Below are 16160 nucleotides of genomic sequence, written 5' to 3'. Positions count from 1 at the left end.
AAATTAAGAAGATAATCCAAAAAAATCAATTATAATAAAAAACTCAAATTGTGAGAACAAGTTGTTTGAAGCTAAATAATGGAAGAAGAACTTAAATAAACTTCACTGAACCACGTTTATTGATTTGATAAAAATAGAACAATTGATTAAAACTAATGGCACGGAAGAGTAATTTATAAAGCCGCCTTAATCATGGTCTTGATTTCGGATATTTCCGGAACTCGTCCGTAACTTATAATTTTATCATTAATGATTAAACCTGGTGTACGCATCAAACCGGCATTAGCGATTTGCATAATGTCAGTGATGTATTGAATATCGGCCTCTATAGCTAATTCAGCGATGGCCTTTTTAGTGTTTTCAAATAAACGACGGCAATTCGCGCAACCAGAACCCATAATTTTTATGACCATAGTAAGATCCTCCTTGATGTTTTAAGTCTAATTTAGTATTTAAATTCTTATGATAATGATTTATTGATGTGATGAATAATTTGTCCTAAATTAACAAAAAGCCAAATGCGTTAAATACGTATCCCATAATAATGATGCCAGATGAAACAATGCCAATAAAAGTTAAAAGCAATTTTGTTTTAACAACTTTTTTTAACATGATAATCGAAGGGAGCGATAAAGCGGTAACCGCCATCATGAAAGCAAGCACCGTTCCGAGGCCGACACCTTTGAGGACCAATGCCTCAGCAATTGGGAGTGTCCCAAAAATATCGGCATACATCGGCATGCCAAGTAAGGTTGCGATTATGACTGAGAATGGATTATTGGTCCCAAGAACTGCTTCGATAAATGTTTGCGGAACAAAACCATGAATTAAAGCCCCAATTGCCACACCAATAAAAATGTAGAGCCATACTTTATGAATAATCTGCTTTACTTGACTAAATGAGTAATTTACACGTTCTTTCGATGTCATTTTAAAATCATCAACATGATTAGTCTCAATTGCTGTTTCTTCTAAAGTTGCGGTAACAAAGGGCTCGACATAGCGCTCCATTTTGAAAACGCTAATCAGTGTTCCACCAATCACAGCAATTAATAAGCCCATCACAACATAGACTAACGCAATCTGCCAGTTAAAGATGCTGGCCAACAAAATAACGGAAGCAAGATCAACCAAGGGTGAAGATATAAGAAAAGAAAATGTGACTCCAATTGGTAGGCCAGCTTTCGTGAAACCAATAAAAATGGGAATCGATGAGCATGAGCAAAAGGGCGTTACTGTTCCGAGAAGAGCACCGATAATGTTGGCAAAAGGGCCTTTTACTTTGCTTAAAATAGCGCGGGTGCGTTCCGGGGCAAAAAAAGACTGGATGTAGGATGAGATAAAGATAAGAACTGTTAACAATATGAATATTTTAATAACATCATAAAGAAAAAAGGTTCCTGCCTTGTAGAAAAGTGTTTCGGGGTCAACATTAAAAATTGTTTTAAATAACCAGTCGATGATATTTTGTAGCCAAACCATTTTCAAAAGCTGGTCATTAAGCCAACTAAATATTATCGCAAACGCTGTCACAAGTTTTTTCTTTCTGTAGCAAAGAATTTAGATAATCGATCATTTCTTTTATCTCTTTATGATTGATTTTATGTTTTTTCCACGTTCCTTCTTTATAAGCGTTCAATATGGAACTATCAGTCATTATTTTTAGATGATAAGACAGCGTTGGCTGCGAAATGGAAAGATTATTAATAATCGTGCAACCGCACGTTTCACCTTTAGCTAATGCATCGATAATTATTAAACGATTAGGATCACCAAGAGCGTGAAATCGTTCTGCCATTTTTTTATTCATCGGCCTCCTATATATAGATGTTTATCTATATTCAATATTGATATTTTATATTTTTGCTTAATCAAAGTCAAAGTTGATTTATCACTTAAGACAATTTGTATCGATAAACCGCCTCTCGACAAAACGCCTTTTATTTGCTATAACAATCTCACCATAAAGAGAACGGATAGGGACAAGCCCTGTGACCCGTCAGCAACCTACGATACGCAAGGTGCTAAAGCTTGAATGATGGGAAACACATAGTTTATCTATGCCCATCATTTCGATGGGCTTTTTATTTCTCTTTTTGGTCCTATATTAAAAAGGAGAAATATATGGAAACAAAGAAGTATGGTAAGTTGCCTCCGCCAAAAAATGATGTTATTGCCTATAATAAGAAACGACGTGAACTATATTTAGAAGGGATTGATTATTTATTTGGTAAAAATGGTCAAGATAAAAATGTAAAGAAAGCCTATCACTTGATTAAACAATCCGCTGACATGAATTACGCATATGCAAAAAACGCAATCGGCTCGTTCTATTTGACAGGCCAAATCGTTGACCGAGATTTTGCTAAAGCCTTTAGAATTTATAATAAAATGGCGAATCGTTTAAACCCAAACGCCGCCTATAACCTTGGGAAAATATATAAAGATGGTTTACATGTTCCACAAGATTTAGAAAAAGCCAAGTACTATTATAATAAGTCAGTCGCTTATGCCGTGCGAGAATACCTGCAAGGTGAGGAATTAGGCTTACGCTTTTTAAAAGAAGCTTTTCGCTTTTCAGAAGAAAAGATTAATGAAGTGTTTGAAATTTATCATAATAATCCGATTTGTGAATTTTGCCATGGTTTAGTCCCTGTCGAAAATGATTTTGCTTATTTTCGACTAAACATTCGCTGGATAAGAAAAACATTATTTAATACCGATGATAGTATAAATTTTAGTCGTGGCGAGCCAGTATTAAAAAACGGCTATTGTTGAGCTCTTTGCGAACATTTATACGTTGATCCAATTCGACAAGCTCTCAAAGACAATATAATTTCACAAGCAGAAGTCGCGCTTTTACATGAACGTGATGATATGATGGCAGCGATTAAAATATTTATAAAGTCGGAATTAAACTAATAAAGACGGTTTGTATATAAAAAGAGAAATCAAAATAAGAGCATAGATAAATAATTACACGAAGCACCTAAATGAATTATTAAATTGAATAAATTCATAGTAGTAGGCATTTTCAAACTAAATAGTATTTTCATCTAACAAGTTGTTTATGGTCGCTATTCCCAGTTTGAATATAGAATAACGGTATTTTTTTACTAGCCGCCACCGCGAAGCATTAAACATAAAGGCATCGAGGTCAGCGCTCTTTAGTGATGATAAAATTGACATTAGGCATTAAAAAACGCGATTAAACCTGCTATTAAATGCTACTAGTAATTGATAAAATAAAGTAGGATTTTAAGCAGTAATCAAGTTTTAGTCTTGGACACTTATTAATGAATTATTCGTAATGAAAAATGATATTCGTCGTTATATCCATAAAAAGAGGACACAAATTATGCTTTATGAACAAACGTTAATGCGGCTAAACGCAATTGACAATATCAAAACCGCAGACATTGATTTAATTGCCAAAGAATACTATCAAAGTAAAATTGATGTTGCAGAATTATATCCGTATCTTTCCAAAAATAGTGCTATTCATCGCATTTATTTCTATGTTTCGCTCAAGTCGATTAAAAAATATGAAGATCAAATTTCTTTTATCGAAGACCATTTTTCTGATTTACATGATTGGTGGCATGTCGACTTTTTATTGCAATTGCTGACAAAAGCTCCATCTTTTTCTTATGTTTATGAAAAAGCCAAACAATATATTCAATCTGAACTTACGTTTGTTAGAAGGTGGGGCTATGTGATTTTTCTTAGTGGTTGGCAAAAAGATCGACATTATACCCTAAAAATTTTAGCCTTATTGCATAATGATCAAGAACATTACGTGCAAATGGCGGAAGCTTGGTTACTAGCGGATTTGGCCATTTATAATCCGGAAGTAGTGATCGATTTTATTAAGTCACAATCATTACACTACAAGATCATTGGTAAAGGAATTCAAAAAATGTGTGATTCTTTCCGCATCAATGATGAATTTAAAATACGGGTTAAAGCCTTACGCAGTTTATATAAATAGAAAAAAACAGTATTAACGATTACGAAAAATCCAATTGATGGATAGCCACATTTATTTGTTTTTCACGTTTCTTTTTCGCTGACCAATTGAAAATATGGTGATTTTTTATATGCGCATTTTTATTAAGTAACAACGCTTTAAATTGTTTCATTGCTTGATTTCCACCCATCCACTTAAAGGGGAAGTGTTGAGTTAAAAAACAAATTACGGGTTTTTTAGATAAATCATCGATTTGGTTTAAATAAGCTTTCATGAGTGGAGAAAGCATAAAGCCACGGACGGGAGCGCCAAAAATATAAGCATCCGCTATTGGCAACTTTGGACAATTGATAAATTCAATTTTTTGCTCATCAACTTCACGATCATTCCGTGCTTGAATACGTGCTAATGACACTTGGTGACCAGCAGCAATTAATTTTGTCTGCATCTTTATTGCGACTGCAAGAGTATGTCCAGTCTCAGAATGAATAATGATGGCGATTTGCATAACGTGGCCTCCAGTAAAATACCAATATTAGGCTATCATAATCCATAGAGAAATTTAATAGAAATCATCATCAATTGCCAAGTTTTTAAATCACGAATTTGATGATCAATCAAGTTGTCTTTTGGATATATACTTTGCGGTTTTCTTGTATGCAGACTCTAGAAGGACTAAACTAAAAGTGGCTTCTTTCTATAGAAGTCAGAACAATTAATTTATGAAAATTACGGTTTTAATGGAAAATACGACAAGTAACCCGGCCTTATATTTTGAACACGGCTTAGCGCTATATATCGAAACGGCTAAACACAAAATTCTTTTTGATGCGGGGGCTTCTAAATATTTTGCCCATAATGCGCGCACACTTGGGATTGATTTATCCCAAGTTGATACTTTTGTTCTTTCCCATGGTCATAATGATCATGGCGGTGGCCTTCCCCACTTTTTAACAATAAATAAACACGCAAAAATCTATGTGCAACAACAAGCCTTAGATCAACATTTTTCCAAAAGGAATGATACATATGTGTATATTGGGGTTAGTTTGCCAGAGCCAAGTCGGGTAATTTTCGTCAATAAAGATTTAGTGATTGATGAAGAATTGCACATATTTAGCCAAGTGCCCGAGAAAAGATTTTATCCTCACAGTAATCGTAACTTATTTATATATCGCGCAGGAACGTACCCACAAGATGATTTTGCCCATGAACAAAATCTTTTAATTACCGAAAAAGAAAGACATTATCTAGTCGCGGGCTGTGCTCATAAAGGAATGTTAAATATCATCAATGCGGCCTGTCAATTCAGTAAGGGCCAAATTGATGTAGCTATTGGTGGACTGCATCTTTATAGTCACTCGAGTGGGATAAGCGAAGCCGAAAATATCATTCAAGATATTGGGTATGCCTTATTAAAGACAAAAGTTCGCCTTTTAACTTGCCACTGTACTGGTGAAAAAGCATTCACAATCTTGAAGCCGATTATGCAAGACAAAATTACCTATCTACGGACAGGGCTGTGTTTCGAATTATAATCAGCATTTAACTGCGCAAAATCAGGTTTTTATACATTTCTTTGCTGAAAAGAAATAATTTCTTTGTTGATAATTTGTCCTTGTTCGATATCAATCGCTTTTTCAAGAACGGAATTACCGCGATATGTATTATTTTCTAAAACAAATAATAAGTGTGGGAAAAGCACCTTACTAATTTCAAAAGAAGCGGCTTCAAAAAAGAAACTGGGACTATGATCAACACCATAATACGTCACATGACCAACATGAAATTGTGGTTGCGTAAAAGATGTCGGCTGAGCAAATTCGAATCCCATCCCCGCATCACAACTTACATCAATAATTAATAATGGCTTTTGCAAGGATAGAGCTTGTGTGGTTGACATAAACATTTTAGGTTTTAACGGATTTTGTAAAATACAATTAACGATGATATCGTATTCTGCTAATTCAGTAAAAGCGTTTTTCCCTTCCATCAAAACGTGACTGTTGTTCACTTGATATTTTTTAAACTCAAGTTGAGGATTATTAACTGCAATTTGTGCTTTTGAGCGTCTTGAATAAACACTTACTTTTTCTGCACCGAGGCCAAGTAATGCTGTAATCGCCCCTTTGCCAGTTGACCCATAACCGATAACGGCGATTTTTTTATGATTCCCATAGGCGCCGGCAGTGATACCCGCTAAGGTTAATGCATGGATAACCGACGCATAACCAGCAATTTCATTATTGCGTGCAAATATATGTTTACCTTTAACATCCTGATCCCAAGCATACATATGTTCCCAAGCAATTAGTGTTAACTTTTTTTCAATCGCCACATCGACAATCGCCGGCGTTTGAACAGCATGTGGCCAACCCCAGACAATTTGATTTGTTTGAAAATAATGATAATCATCTTTTACGGGTTTTGGTAACACAACAAGATTAACAAGTTTAAAAATTTCTTGACGTTTAGCAGTTCTAACATAATTTTGATTAAGATTTTCAATTCCAGGATAACCTTCTTCAAAAATAATTTTCTTCAATAAATTAGGCGTGAGCTTAATTAGGTGTTTCCAATGTAAAGGATAGCGTTTTTCATTTTGCTTTTGTGATGAATACAATAAACCGATTTTCATAATTAACCTCCAAAGATTATCTATATTATTAAAGTAAATTACTATTTTTATGCTAACATAGAAAACCTAATAATAATAATGGTAACAAATGCTATTAAGGTCCAATTTATTGACTAGCCAAAATTTAATAATAAAAATAAACAAATTATATGAATCTAAAATTAATGCATTATTAATAACATTTTTAACTATTTTCACATTTATTAAGTATGACAAATTTTAATTAGACTAGAGAATACAAAATATGGTGGTAGAATAAAACTAAGAAAAAAGCCGGCAATCCGGCCACCATTAAGGTAATTTCAGTAAACTGTTGTTTGGACTCGTAGTGTCTATTTACAATTCTTATTATACATGGCTGTGGAGGAAACACAATGGATAATAGCAAAAAAATTTACTTAGGTTTGGATCTAGGAACATCATCGGTTGGTTGGGCAGTTACCGATACCGACTATAAGTTAGTAAAAAAGAAAGGGAAGAATCTTTGGGGTGTCCGTTTATTTGAGGAAGGTAAAGCGGCAGCTGATAGAAGAGTATTTCGTGCTAATCGCAGACGCTTAGCGAGACAAAAAATGCGAGTTCAATGGTTACAAGAGATATTTGGTCCGGAAATAGAAAAAGTGGATTCCGAATTCTTTCTTCGACTTAACAACAGCGCTTTTTGGCTTGAAGATAAAGAAACCAATAGTAAATACTCGCTTTTTTCTGATGAAAAGTATTGTGATACTCAACACTTTAAAAAATATCCAACAATTTATCATTTACAAAAAGAACTAATTGAAAACAAAAATAAAACATATGATATTCGCCTTGTTTATTTAGCTTTGCATCACCTTGTTAAACATCGGGGGCATTTTTTACTAGAGAACATGACGTTTTCTACAAGTGAACAAGAAGAATATGGTGTGAAATTATTTCGAGAAGTTGATGATGTTTTGTCTGAACTTAACGATGATACTTCGCGGTTTTTTTCTGACAAGGTTAGTTATCAAACATTATCCATCTTAGCAGATAAAGCAAATCGAGGTGTAACACGTAAAATCGAAAAGTTTAAAGAATTATTTCCCGAGTGCGATAAAACTCATGCTGCCATTTTTAAGTTGTTGTCTGGTGGTACGGAAAAAATAGCGAACATTCTTCAGGATGTCGAATTGGAAGAATTAGAAAAGCAAAGTATTTGTTTTGACGATAGCAAGTTTGAAGAAGAAGTTCTACCAGTGCTTGAAGGAACACTAGGGGATTCATTTTCATTAATCGAAAAACTTCATACACTATATGGATATATCTTGTATAAAGATGTAATAGGTGAAAACGCGTTTCTTTGTGAGGCTAAAATCAAACAATATCATAAACATCATCAAGAGTTAGCTGAACTCAAACGATTTTTTAAAAAGTATTATCCAAATTTTTATAATGCGATGTTTCGCCAATTTGCAGAGGATAATAATTTTAAACTAGCAAATGCACCATTATGCCCATACACCAATTATATTGGATCGACAAAAGTGCGGAATAATAAGCGCAATTTTTTCATAAATAATAAAAAAAGAGGAAAAGCTGAAAAATGTGATCATGCTATATTTTTAAAAGGTTTGAAGACTTTTCTAACTAAAACTACACCGATGAATGAAGATGATGCTTTTATTGAGCATAAGAATAGAATAGTGGAACTCATTGACCAAGGTGATTACTTAAAAAAATTAAGTATTAAAGATAACGCTTCAATTCCATATCAAGTGAATTATGTGGAAATGGAAAAAATATTAGATAATGCTTCTAACTACCTTCCTTTTTTAAAAGACGTTACAAGCGATAACTTATCTAATAGAGATAAGATTCTTCAAATTATGAAGTATCGAATTCCCTATTACGTAGGTCCCTTAAATGACGCTCACGCCAATCTGCAAAATGGTTTTGCTTGGGTGGTACGTAAAGAAAAAGGTGCGGTTAATCCCTATAATTTCCAACAAAAAATTGATGAAGCATCATCACAGCAACGATTTATTCGACGAATGACCAATAAATGCACGTATTTATATGGCCAAGATGTCTTGCCCGCTAGTTCCTTACTATATTGTGAATATGATTTACTCAATAAACTAAATGTCCTTAAACTAAATGGAGAGCTCATAAATCAAGAACTTAAAAGCCGCTTAATTAATGAGTTATTCAAAAAGAGAAAAAGTGTAAAAATCAAAGATATTGCCACCTATCTAAAACAACAAGGAATCAAAGGTGAATGTACTTTTAGCGAATTAGACTTAGAAAATGTCGTTTTTCCTAAGAGTAACTATGTCGATTTTTATGCAATCCTTGGTAGTGATGTTGAAAAAAACATTAATATAATTGAAACAATTATTGTGTGGCTTTCTATTTTCACAAATTCTAATACGATTGAAGAACTTATTTATAATAATTTTGCTAACTATTTTAGCGATAAACAAATAAAACAGTTATCTAGAGTTAAATTAGTAAATCCAAAATGGGGCCGTCTATCACGCGAATTTTTAAATGGACCACATTTCGTTTTAACAACTCGCCAAGGAGAGGTTAAAACCATTATTGAAATTATGCGGGAAACAAATCTTAATTTCATGCAAATTCTTAATACTGAAGAATATGATGCTTTAAATGCTATTGAAAATTTTAACAATCTAGCTCGTGGTCAGGTAACGAGTATTGAGGATGTCATCGATGAAGAAATTGCAAATTCCTATGTTTCTCCCGCCGTTAAACGCAGTTATTATCAAGCTATGAAAGTGGTTGACGAAATTACTCATGTCTTAGGAAAATCTCCTAAACGTATTTTCGTCGAAGTAACTCGTGCTAGTGATGAGAAGAAAAAAGGAAAGAAAACTTCCTCACGTCATGCTCAACTTCAATCATTATATAAAGAAGCACTTAAGACCATTCCAGAAATAAAATCACTTAGTGGCGAATTAGATGTTGCAATCGATGACAAGTTGCAAAGTGACCGTTTATTCTTGTACTTTTTGCAACTAGGAAAATGCATGTACACCGGAAAACCAATTGACATTCAGAGGATTATGACAAAAGATTATGACATTGATCATATTTATCCTCAATCATTTGTTAAAGATGATAGTTTTGATAATCGGGTCCTTATCACTAAAGATGCTAATATGAAAAAGGGTAATATTTTCCCAGTTCATAAGGATATTCAAAAAGAGATGAAAGATTATTGGGAAATGCTTTCAAATTCAAAATTTATTAGTAAAGAAAAAAAAGACAGGTTAACTCGCACACTCCCTTTTACTGATGACGAACGCAAGACATTTATTAATCGTCAACTTGTTACTACAGCGCAAAGTGTGTTATTAGTCATTAATATTCTCAAGAAAAAATTTGGTTCAAATACCGAAGTAGTTTATTCAAAAGCTAAAAATGTTTCAGAATTCCGACAAAAATTTGATTTTTATAAAGTTCGGGATATTAATGATTTACATCATGCTAAAGACGCTTATCTTAACATTGTTGTTGGCAATGCTTACCATGAAAAGTATACAGCCAATCATAGTTATTATTATGGTGATAAACAGAGCAATCAATTAAGTAGCATGTTTGAAATTGATATTAAAAATGCTTGGAATACTGAAAATAGCACAAGCATAAAACTTGTCCGGAAAATTATGGGACAAAATGATATCCTCGTTTCAAGAAAAGTAAAACAGATTAATAATGGCGGATTATTTGATCAGCAATTAGTTTCCTATCATAATGAAAGCAGTAATCTTGCACCAATTAAAGAAAAAGGGCCATTAAGTAATACCAAGCATTATGGTGGCTTTAACAGTATTTCAATTGCTTACTTCGCCGTTTTTGCCTCAAAAGATAAAAAAGGTAAGCCAATTGTTTCGATTGAATCAATACCAACTTTGTTGCTCAATAAAATTAAAAGAAAAGAAATTGACCTTCAATACATTGCCGAAGATTATTTTAATCTTCGCGAGCCACAATTAGTTTACGCCCCGATATATCCTGGCAATAAGTTAAAAATCGAAAATGGATTTTATTACATATCAGGGAAAACTAGTAATAGTTATGCCTTAACTAATGCTACACAACTTATATTACCTTTATATTTAGAAAAATACGTCGGAACAATGATAAAAATTAACAAAATTTATGAAAGTTTTTCTAAGGAAAAAAAGGCTGAAATTCTTGATGATTTAACGATAAGTGATTGGAAATTAAGTAAAAATGAAAATTCACATGACAACCGAACTATTAGTAAAGAAGGAAACCTTTTGCTCTTAAATATTATTGAAGAAAAAATGACGATGAATAAATTTAATTTACTTCGAACCAAAAAGTACATTGAGAATATTAAGGAGTTTTTTACTAAACTTTCTCTTATACGCCAAGTCAAAGTGCTTCTAGCAATTATTGATACTATTGTTTGCGCTCCAAATAGTGTTAAATTTAATGATCTTTTTCCTAATGATGAGGAATATAAAAAAGCAAAAATTATTGTTGGAAGAATTATGGTTGGTAAGAATATTACAAAAAGTAATATTTCATTAATTCACGAATCATCAACTGGTCTTTTCCAACAAGAAATAGTGATAAACAAGAAGGACAATTAATAAAAACAATGGGATTTCGTACTATCGTAATTCAAAAACGTTGCAAATTATCTTTAGAATTAAATAGTCTTGTTATTCGCTCGGATTCGGAACTACGCGTGCATCTTGGTGAAATTTCCACACTAATTATTGAAAACACTGGGGTTGCTATAACGACTGCACTATTAGTTGAAATGAGTAAGCGAAACATCAATGTTTTAATGTGTGATGAAAAAAGAAACCCATCATTTTCAATCATGCCGATTTATGGAGCACATAATTCAAGTGGACGTATTGCCGAACAAATAAATTGGGATCAGGAAAGTAAAGATGAATTATGGAGACTAATTGTTAGTGAAAAAATTCATCAACAAGGTCTAGTTTTACTCCGTAAAGGATTAGTCAATGCATATAATATGCTTGACAATTATACTTCTGAAGTTTTACCAAGTGACAGCACGAATCGAGAGGGACATGCAGCTAAAGTATATTTCAATGCATTATTTGGTAATGATTTTTCTCGTCGAGAAGCTAATGATATTAATGCCGCATTAAATTATGGATATAGCATTATTCTATCAATGATTAATCGTGAAATTTGGGCATATGGTTGTTTAACCCAATTAGGAATTTGGCATCAAAATGAATACAACCACTATAATTTAAGCTGTGATTTGATGGAACCTTTTCGACCGATTGTTGATCAAAAAGTTATATTAATGGAAGATTTAAAAAGTTTTAAAAAAGTTTTTGTCGATTTGGCGAATACTAATGTCACATATGACGATAAAAATATGCGACTTTATCGAGCAATTGAATTATACGTAAAAAATATTTTGCGATGTCTATCTGAAAAAACTCCTGAAAAAGCACAATTTGTCACAGATTATGAGTTATAGATTTATGCGATTATTACTATTTTTTGATTTGCCTGTTGAAACCGCCAGTCAACAAAAAGAATATCGCCATTTTGTAAAATCATTGGAGAAGGAGGGTTTTATGCGTTTGCAATATTCCGTTTATTGCAAATTAACAGTAACTCAATCATTGGGATTTGCAGTTAAAAAACGGATTAAATCATTTTTGCCCAAGAAAGGATATGTAATGATTTTGATGGTAACTGAGAAGCAATATTCGGAAATGGATTTTTTGCTAGGCGAAAAGTCGGATGAGTTTCTTAATGATGATCATAATCTAGTTTTTTTATGAAAATAGTGCATCCAATTTTTGATGAAAGCATCATCGTTGATGAGTGCGGAATTAATTGCCTATTAGTCGAAAATGGAAACGATTTTTATGAGTTAGTTTCGGATATTCTTAATCAAATAGGAAATAACGATGATGGTTTTTTTTATGTAATAAATAATAATGATGAAACAATGAACCTGCATAAAGACGCATTTATCATAACAGACCCGTTTTTGTTTAGTTTACAAACCAAAGATATTAAAAATGCAATTATCAAAGATATAACGAAAATTGCCCAACACGATCAATCAGATGAATTTACTCTCCTTAAACAAGAAATCACAAACTACATTCAAAAATTGGTGCTTCAGTATGATATACCTCTTGTTTATGATAATGAGATTGAAATTAGTCAAATCTTGAAAATTATCAATATTGGTCCCAATGATGGCGAAGAAAATAAAATAAAACGAATAATAAATTGGTTTGTGATTATCAGTGATATACTGCATCCTAAAATTATTTTTACAATAAATTTATTTTCAATATTGTCGATTAGAGAATGTGAAGCGCTGATTAGTGAAATTAAAAAAACCGGCATTTTGGTTGTAAATCTACAAAGTAAAATATCCTATGACTCACAAAACGTGAAAACTCTTATTGATGAAGACTCCATTCAATTATTTGTTCAATAGAGTTATACTATTAGTACGCCAATAATTTTCAATAATTATGCGCTTTCCTAATCATCATTTGAGGTTTGGGAGTAGTGTCTATTTATTGGTATCCTGAACATTGCTAAAATGATAAAGTTATCAAGTTTAGTTTGGGAGTAGTGTCTATTTATTGGTATCCTGAACAGATCGCGTGGGTTTAGTGTGAATGTAAAAGTTTGGGAGTAGTGTCTATTTATTGGTATCCTGAACAAATATACAGAAGACAATAACGTCAAATCGTTTGGGAGTAGTGTCTATTTATTGGTATCCTGAACAAATTTGATAAGATTTACTATTTTATCTTTGTTTGGGAGTAGTGTCTATTTATTGGTATCCTGAACCCAATAATTTTATATCCACTCTTTTTAATGTTTGGGAGTAGTGTCTATTTATTGGTATCCTGAACGTAAACCATTGTGATCACACTACCGATTAGTTTGGGAGTAGTGTCTATTTATTGGTATCCTGAACAGAATGATAATATTGAGCGCTACACTGGCAGTTTGGGAGTAGTGTCTATTTATTGGTATCCTGAACAAAAGGTTGGGACGGTATGGCGAATATGCTGTTTGGGAGTAGTGTCTATTTATTGGTATCCTGAACATAAAAAAATTAGGAACGTTTGAACCAGCGTTTGGGAGTAGTGTCTATTTATTGGTATCCTGAACAAACTTAATGTTAAAAGGGATGAGTGGTTATGTTTGGGAGTAGTGTCTATTTATTGGTATCCTGAACCTATTAATTCAACATCCTGGATTTCTATAGTTTGGGAGTAGTGTCTATTTATTGGTATCCTGAACAACGTTCCTCAATTAAACCATTAACCGCTGGTTTGGGAGTAGTGTCTATTTATTGGTATCCTGAACATTTATTTTATATGCATCTTGGATCATAGGTTTGGGAGTAGTGTCTATTTATTGGTATCCTGAACCACTTCGACCAAGTCCATTCAGTGAGATTGTTTGGGAGTAGTGTCTATTTATTGGTATCCTGAACGATTGAAAAGATGATAATCCACATGTTATCGTTTGGGAGTAGTGTCTATTTATTGGTATCCTGAACGAAAAAGTCGAAGAATTCGCCCACAAGTTAGTTTGGGAGTAGTGTCTATTTATTGGTATCCTGAACAATCGTGAGTTGTTAAGCGAAAGGATCGTAGTTTGGGAGTAGTGTCTATTTATTGGTATCCTGAACTATATCATTTTATTAAGATTAACGAGAATAGTTTGGGAGTAGTGTCTATTTATTGGTATCCTGAACGGTGTAATCATTGCTCACGCTATCGGTGGGGTTTGGGAGTAGTGTCTATTTATTGGTATCCTGAACTATGCTTGTGAGTTAACGTGTGTGTTAGATGTTTGGGAGTAGTGTCTATTTATTGGTATCCTGAACCTTATTCCTGCACTATCATACATTTTAACTGTTTGGGAGTAGTGTCTATTTATTGGTATCCTGAACTAGTAGGTGTAAATGTTAAAACACCATTTTGTTTGGGAGTAGTGTCTATTTATTGGTATCCTGAACGATCATACTTTAACCCCCTATGTTATTTGTGTTTGGGAGTAGTGTCTATTTATTGGTATCCTGAACATATAGAAATTGAGTTAGATGTAGGTGTTAGTTTGGGAGTAGTGTCTATTTATTGGTATCCTGAAGCTAATGAGTATCTAAAAACATACCAAGAAGGTTTGGGAGTAGTGTCTATTTATTGGTATCCTGAACGGTAAGGTCGCCCTATTAAGCATAGACAAAGTTTGGGAGTAGTGTCTATTTATTGGTATCCTGAACCGTATTGCTCTTAACAACTCACTAGAAGTAGTTTGGGAGTAGTGTCTATTTATTGGTATCCTGAACGCTTTAGCGTTGAGTTAACTAATATTATTAGTTTGGGAGTAGTGTCTATTTATTGGTATCCTGAACATAGGTATCGTTAATTATGATTAGCATTGAGTTTGGGAGTAGTGTCTATTTATTGGTATCCTGAACCACATCCGCCGAGCAAGATTTGCGACCATTGTTTGGGAGTAGTGTCTATTTATTGGTATCCTGAACTTTATTATTTTCTAGCATATACCAAGCGTGTTTGGGAGTAGTGTCTATTTATTGGTATCCTGAACAATTGCAGTAGAAATTAAATAGATTCATGGGTTTGGGAGTAGTGTCTATTTATTGGTATCCTGAACTAACACGTTTCGCAGTTGTAAATACCAAGTGTTTGGGAGTAGTGTCTATTTATTGGTATCCTGAACAAAGCCTTACAAGTCAACCGATGGAAACGCGTTTGGGAGTAGTGTCTATTTATTGGTATCCTGAACTCTTTTCTCTCTTTCTTTAATTTGCGTCTGTTTGGGAGTAGTGTCTATTTATTGGTATCCTGAACCATAAGCCTGTGAATTGATATGTGTATTTGTTTGGGAGTAGTGTCTATTTATTGGTATCCTGAACAAATGATAATATACCCGTGCAACCTTCATGTTTGGGAGTAGTGTCTATTTATTGGTATCCTGAACTAAATGTGTCAAATATCGTATGTGGTAATGTTTGGGAGTAGTGTCTATTTATTGGTATCCTGAACCTATTGATTTATAAACAACAGGCAGCGAGTGTTTGGGAGTAGTGTCTATTTATTGGTATCCTGAACACAGAGGACGAATTGAGCCTGATAACAAGGTTTGGGAGTAGTGTCTATTTATTGGTATCCTGAACCGCTTGACATGTTGTAAATACATTTGATATGTTTGGGAGTAGTGTCTATTTATTGGTATCCTGAACAAGTGTAAATCGTTTCGGTGAGTATTTGTGCTTGGGAGAAATGTGTGTTTTTAAGCAGCACGTTTGATATATGAATTATTTATTAGTTGAGTAAAACTCGACTTTTTTATTATCTTCTAAATGATAATATAATCACATATTTTTCTTGACTATTGCTGCCGAGTATGACATATTGTTTGAAGTTCAAACTATCTTAGGAGGAACAATGTCCACAAACAAAGAACAACTCAATCACTTTCTTGTTGTTACCTTTAATACCATTCTTCGGCTTGAAGAAAAAACGTTAGAAA

At 33.3% G+C, this 16160-nt stretch carries 12 protein-coding genes, 1 CRISPR repeat array and 1 riboswitch; of the genes, 7 read left to right on the top strand and 5 right to left on the bottom strand.

The genetic code is table 11. The annotated features are described in order from the left end of the window. Positions 1-173 precede the first annotated feature (173 nt). From RBQ93_RS11940 to RBQ93_RS11930, 3 genes are all read right to left on the bottom strand, one after another. Positions 174-413, bottom strand: a complete 240-nt coding sequence (locus RBQ93_RS11940) for a thioredoxin family protein (protein ID WP_320372343.1) — start codon at positions 411-413, stop codon at positions 174-176. An 85-nt stretch (positions 414-498) separates the two neighbouring features. Further along, positions 499-1533, bottom strand: coding sequence for a permease (locus tag RBQ93_RS11935; protein WP_320372342.1), 1035 nt, complete (start codon positions 1531-1533; stop codon positions 499-501). Further along, entirely contained in the window at positions 1508-1810 is a 303-nt protein-coding gene (locus RBQ93_RS11930; RefSeq protein ID WP_320372341.1) for a metalloregulator ArsR/SmtB family transcription factor, read from the bottom strand. The genes RBQ93_RS11935 and RBQ93_RS11930 overlap by 26 nt, the downstream gene beginning before the upstream one ends. Positions 1811-1958: 148 nt before the next feature. Continuing rightward, a riboswitch (SAM riboswitch) is annotated at positions 1959-2045 on the top strand. Between the two features lie 79 nt (positions 2046-2124). On the opposite strand from RBQ93_RS11930, the gene RBQ93_RS11925 reads away from it, so the two are divergent. Next, positions 2125-2778 carry a tetratricopeptide repeat protein gene (locus tag RBQ93_RS11925; RefSeq protein WP_320372340.1) on the top strand — a complete coding sequence of 218 codons (654 nt, stop codon included), beginning with the start codon at positions 2125-2127 and terminating at the stop codon, positions 2776-2778. 532 nt (positions 2779-3310) lie between these two features. After that, positions 3311-3991, top strand: a complete 681-nt coding sequence (locus RBQ93_RS11920) for a DNA alkylation repair protein (RefSeq protein WP_320372339.1) — start codon at positions 3311-3313, stop codon at positions 3989-3991. 19 nt (positions 3992-4010) lie between these two features. On the opposite strand, the gene RBQ93_RS11915 is transcribed toward RBQ93_RS11920, so the two are convergent. Beyond that, the gene (locus tag RBQ93_RS11915; protein WP_320372338.1) at positions 4011-4478 is read right to left on the bottom strand and encodes a hypothetical protein; all 468 of its coding nucleotides are present in this window, start codon (positions 4476-4478) and stop codon (positions 4011-4013) included. A gap of 214 nt (positions 4479-4692) precedes the next feature. Here RBQ93_RS11915 and RBQ93_RS11910 point away from each other — a divergent pair, with 214 nt between their 5' ends. Beyond that, on the top strand, positions 4693-5508 hold the full coding sequence (locus tag RBQ93_RS11910; RefSeq protein WP_320372337.1) for an MBL fold metallo-hydrolase: 816 nt from the start codon (positions 4693-4695) through the stop codon (positions 5506-5508). Between the two features lie 29 nt (positions 5509-5537). Here RBQ93_RS11910 and RBQ93_RS11905 read toward each other — a convergent pair whose 3' ends face one another. Then, positions 5538-6608, bottom strand: coding sequence for a hypothetical protein (locus RBQ93_RS11905; protein ID WP_320372336.1), 1071 nt, complete (start codon positions 6606-6608; stop codon positions 5538-5540). Between the two features lie 374 nt (positions 6609-6982). Here RBQ93_RS11905 and cas9 point away from each other — a divergent pair, with 374 nt between their 5' ends. The 4 genes from cas9 to csn2 are packed head-to-tail and all read left to right on the top strand — an operon-like array spanning position 6983 to position 13077. After that, on the top strand, positions 6983-11215 hold the full coding sequence (gene cas9, locus RBQ93_RS11900; protein WP_320372335.1) for a type II CRISPR RNA-guided endonuclease Cas9: 4233 nt from the start codon (positions 6983-6985) through the stop codon (positions 11213-11215). Between the two features lie 8 nt (positions 11216-11223). Further along, positions 11224-12093 (top strand): type II CRISPR-associated endonuclease Cas1, encoded by an 870-nt coding sequence (cas1, locus tag RBQ93_RS11895; RefSeq protein WP_320372334.1) that lies wholly within the window; start codon positions 11224-11226, stop codon positions 12091-12093. Further along, entirely contained in the window at positions 12083-12403 is a 321-nt protein-coding gene (cas2, locus tag RBQ93_RS11890) for a CRISPR-associated endonuclease Cas2 (protein WP_320372333.1), read from the top strand. Before cas1 ends, cas2 begins: the two co-directional genes overlap by 11 nt. Next, positions 12400-13077, top strand: a complete 678-nt coding sequence (gene csn2, locus RBQ93_RS11885) for a type II-A CRISPR-associated protein Csn2 (protein WP_320372332.1) — start codon at positions 12400-12402, stop codon at positions 13075-13077. The genes cas2 and csn2 overlap by 4 nt, the downstream gene beginning before the upstream one ends. Before the next feature lie 63 nt (positions 13078-13140). Further along, a CRISPR array of direct repeats spans positions 13141-15870; the repeat unit is 36 nt; unit sequence GTTTGGGAGTAGTGTCTATTTATTGGTATCCTGAAC. Between the last annotated feature and the right edge of the window lie 290 nt (positions 15871-16160).

Origin of the sequence: Trichlorobacter sp. (assembly GCF_034008105.1) — a bacterium.
Classification (GTDB): domain Bacteria; phylum Desulfobacterota; class Desulfuromonadia; order Geobacterales; family Pseudopelobacteraceae; genus Trichlorobacter.
The sequence above is the reverse complement of the archived record's forward strand: the minus strand, read 5'-3'. Positions and strand labels throughout refer to the sequence as shown.

Coding starts and splice junctions, on each gene's coding strand:
- RBQ93_RS11940 (WP_320372343.1), bottom strand. CDS start 413: ATGGTCATAAAAATTATGGGTTCTGGTTGCGCGAATTGCCGTCGTTTA.
- RBQ93_RS11930 (WP_320372341.1), bottom strand. CDS start 1,810: ATGAATAAAAAAATGGCAGAACGATTTCACGCTCTTGGTGATCCTAAT.
- RBQ93_RS11925 (WP_320372340.1), top strand. CDS start 2,125: ATGGAAACAAAGAAGTATGGTAAGTTGCCTCCGCCAAAAAATGATGTT.
- RBQ93_RS11920 (WP_320372339.1), top strand. CDS start 3,311: ATGAAAAATGATATTCGTCGTTATATCCATAAAAAGAGGACACAAATT.
- RBQ93_RS11915 (WP_320372338.1), bottom strand. CDS start 4,478: ATGCAAATCGCCATCATTATTCATTCTGAGACTGGACATACTCTTGCA.
- RBQ93_RS11910 (WP_320372337.1), top strand. CDS start 4,693: ATGAAAATTACGGTTTTAATGGAAAATACGACAAGTAACCCGGCCTTA.
- RBQ93_RS11905 (WP_320372336.1), bottom strand. CDS start 6,608: ATGAAAATCGGTTTATTGTATTCATCACAAAAGCAAAATGAAAAACGC.
- cas9 (WP_320372335.1), top strand. CDS start 6,983: ATGGATAATAGCAAAAAAATTTACTTAGGTTTGGATCTAGGAACATCA.
- cas1 (WP_320372334.1), top strand. CDS start 11,224: ATGGGATTTCGTACTATCGTAATTCAAAAACGTTGCAAATTATCTTTA.
- cas2 (WP_320372333.1), top strand. CDS start 12,083: ATGAGTTATAGATTTATGCGATTATTACTATTTTTTGATTTGCCTGTT.
- csn2 (WP_320372332.1), top strand. CDS start 12,400: ATGAAAATAGTGCATCCAATTTTTGATGAAAGCATCATCGTTGATGAG.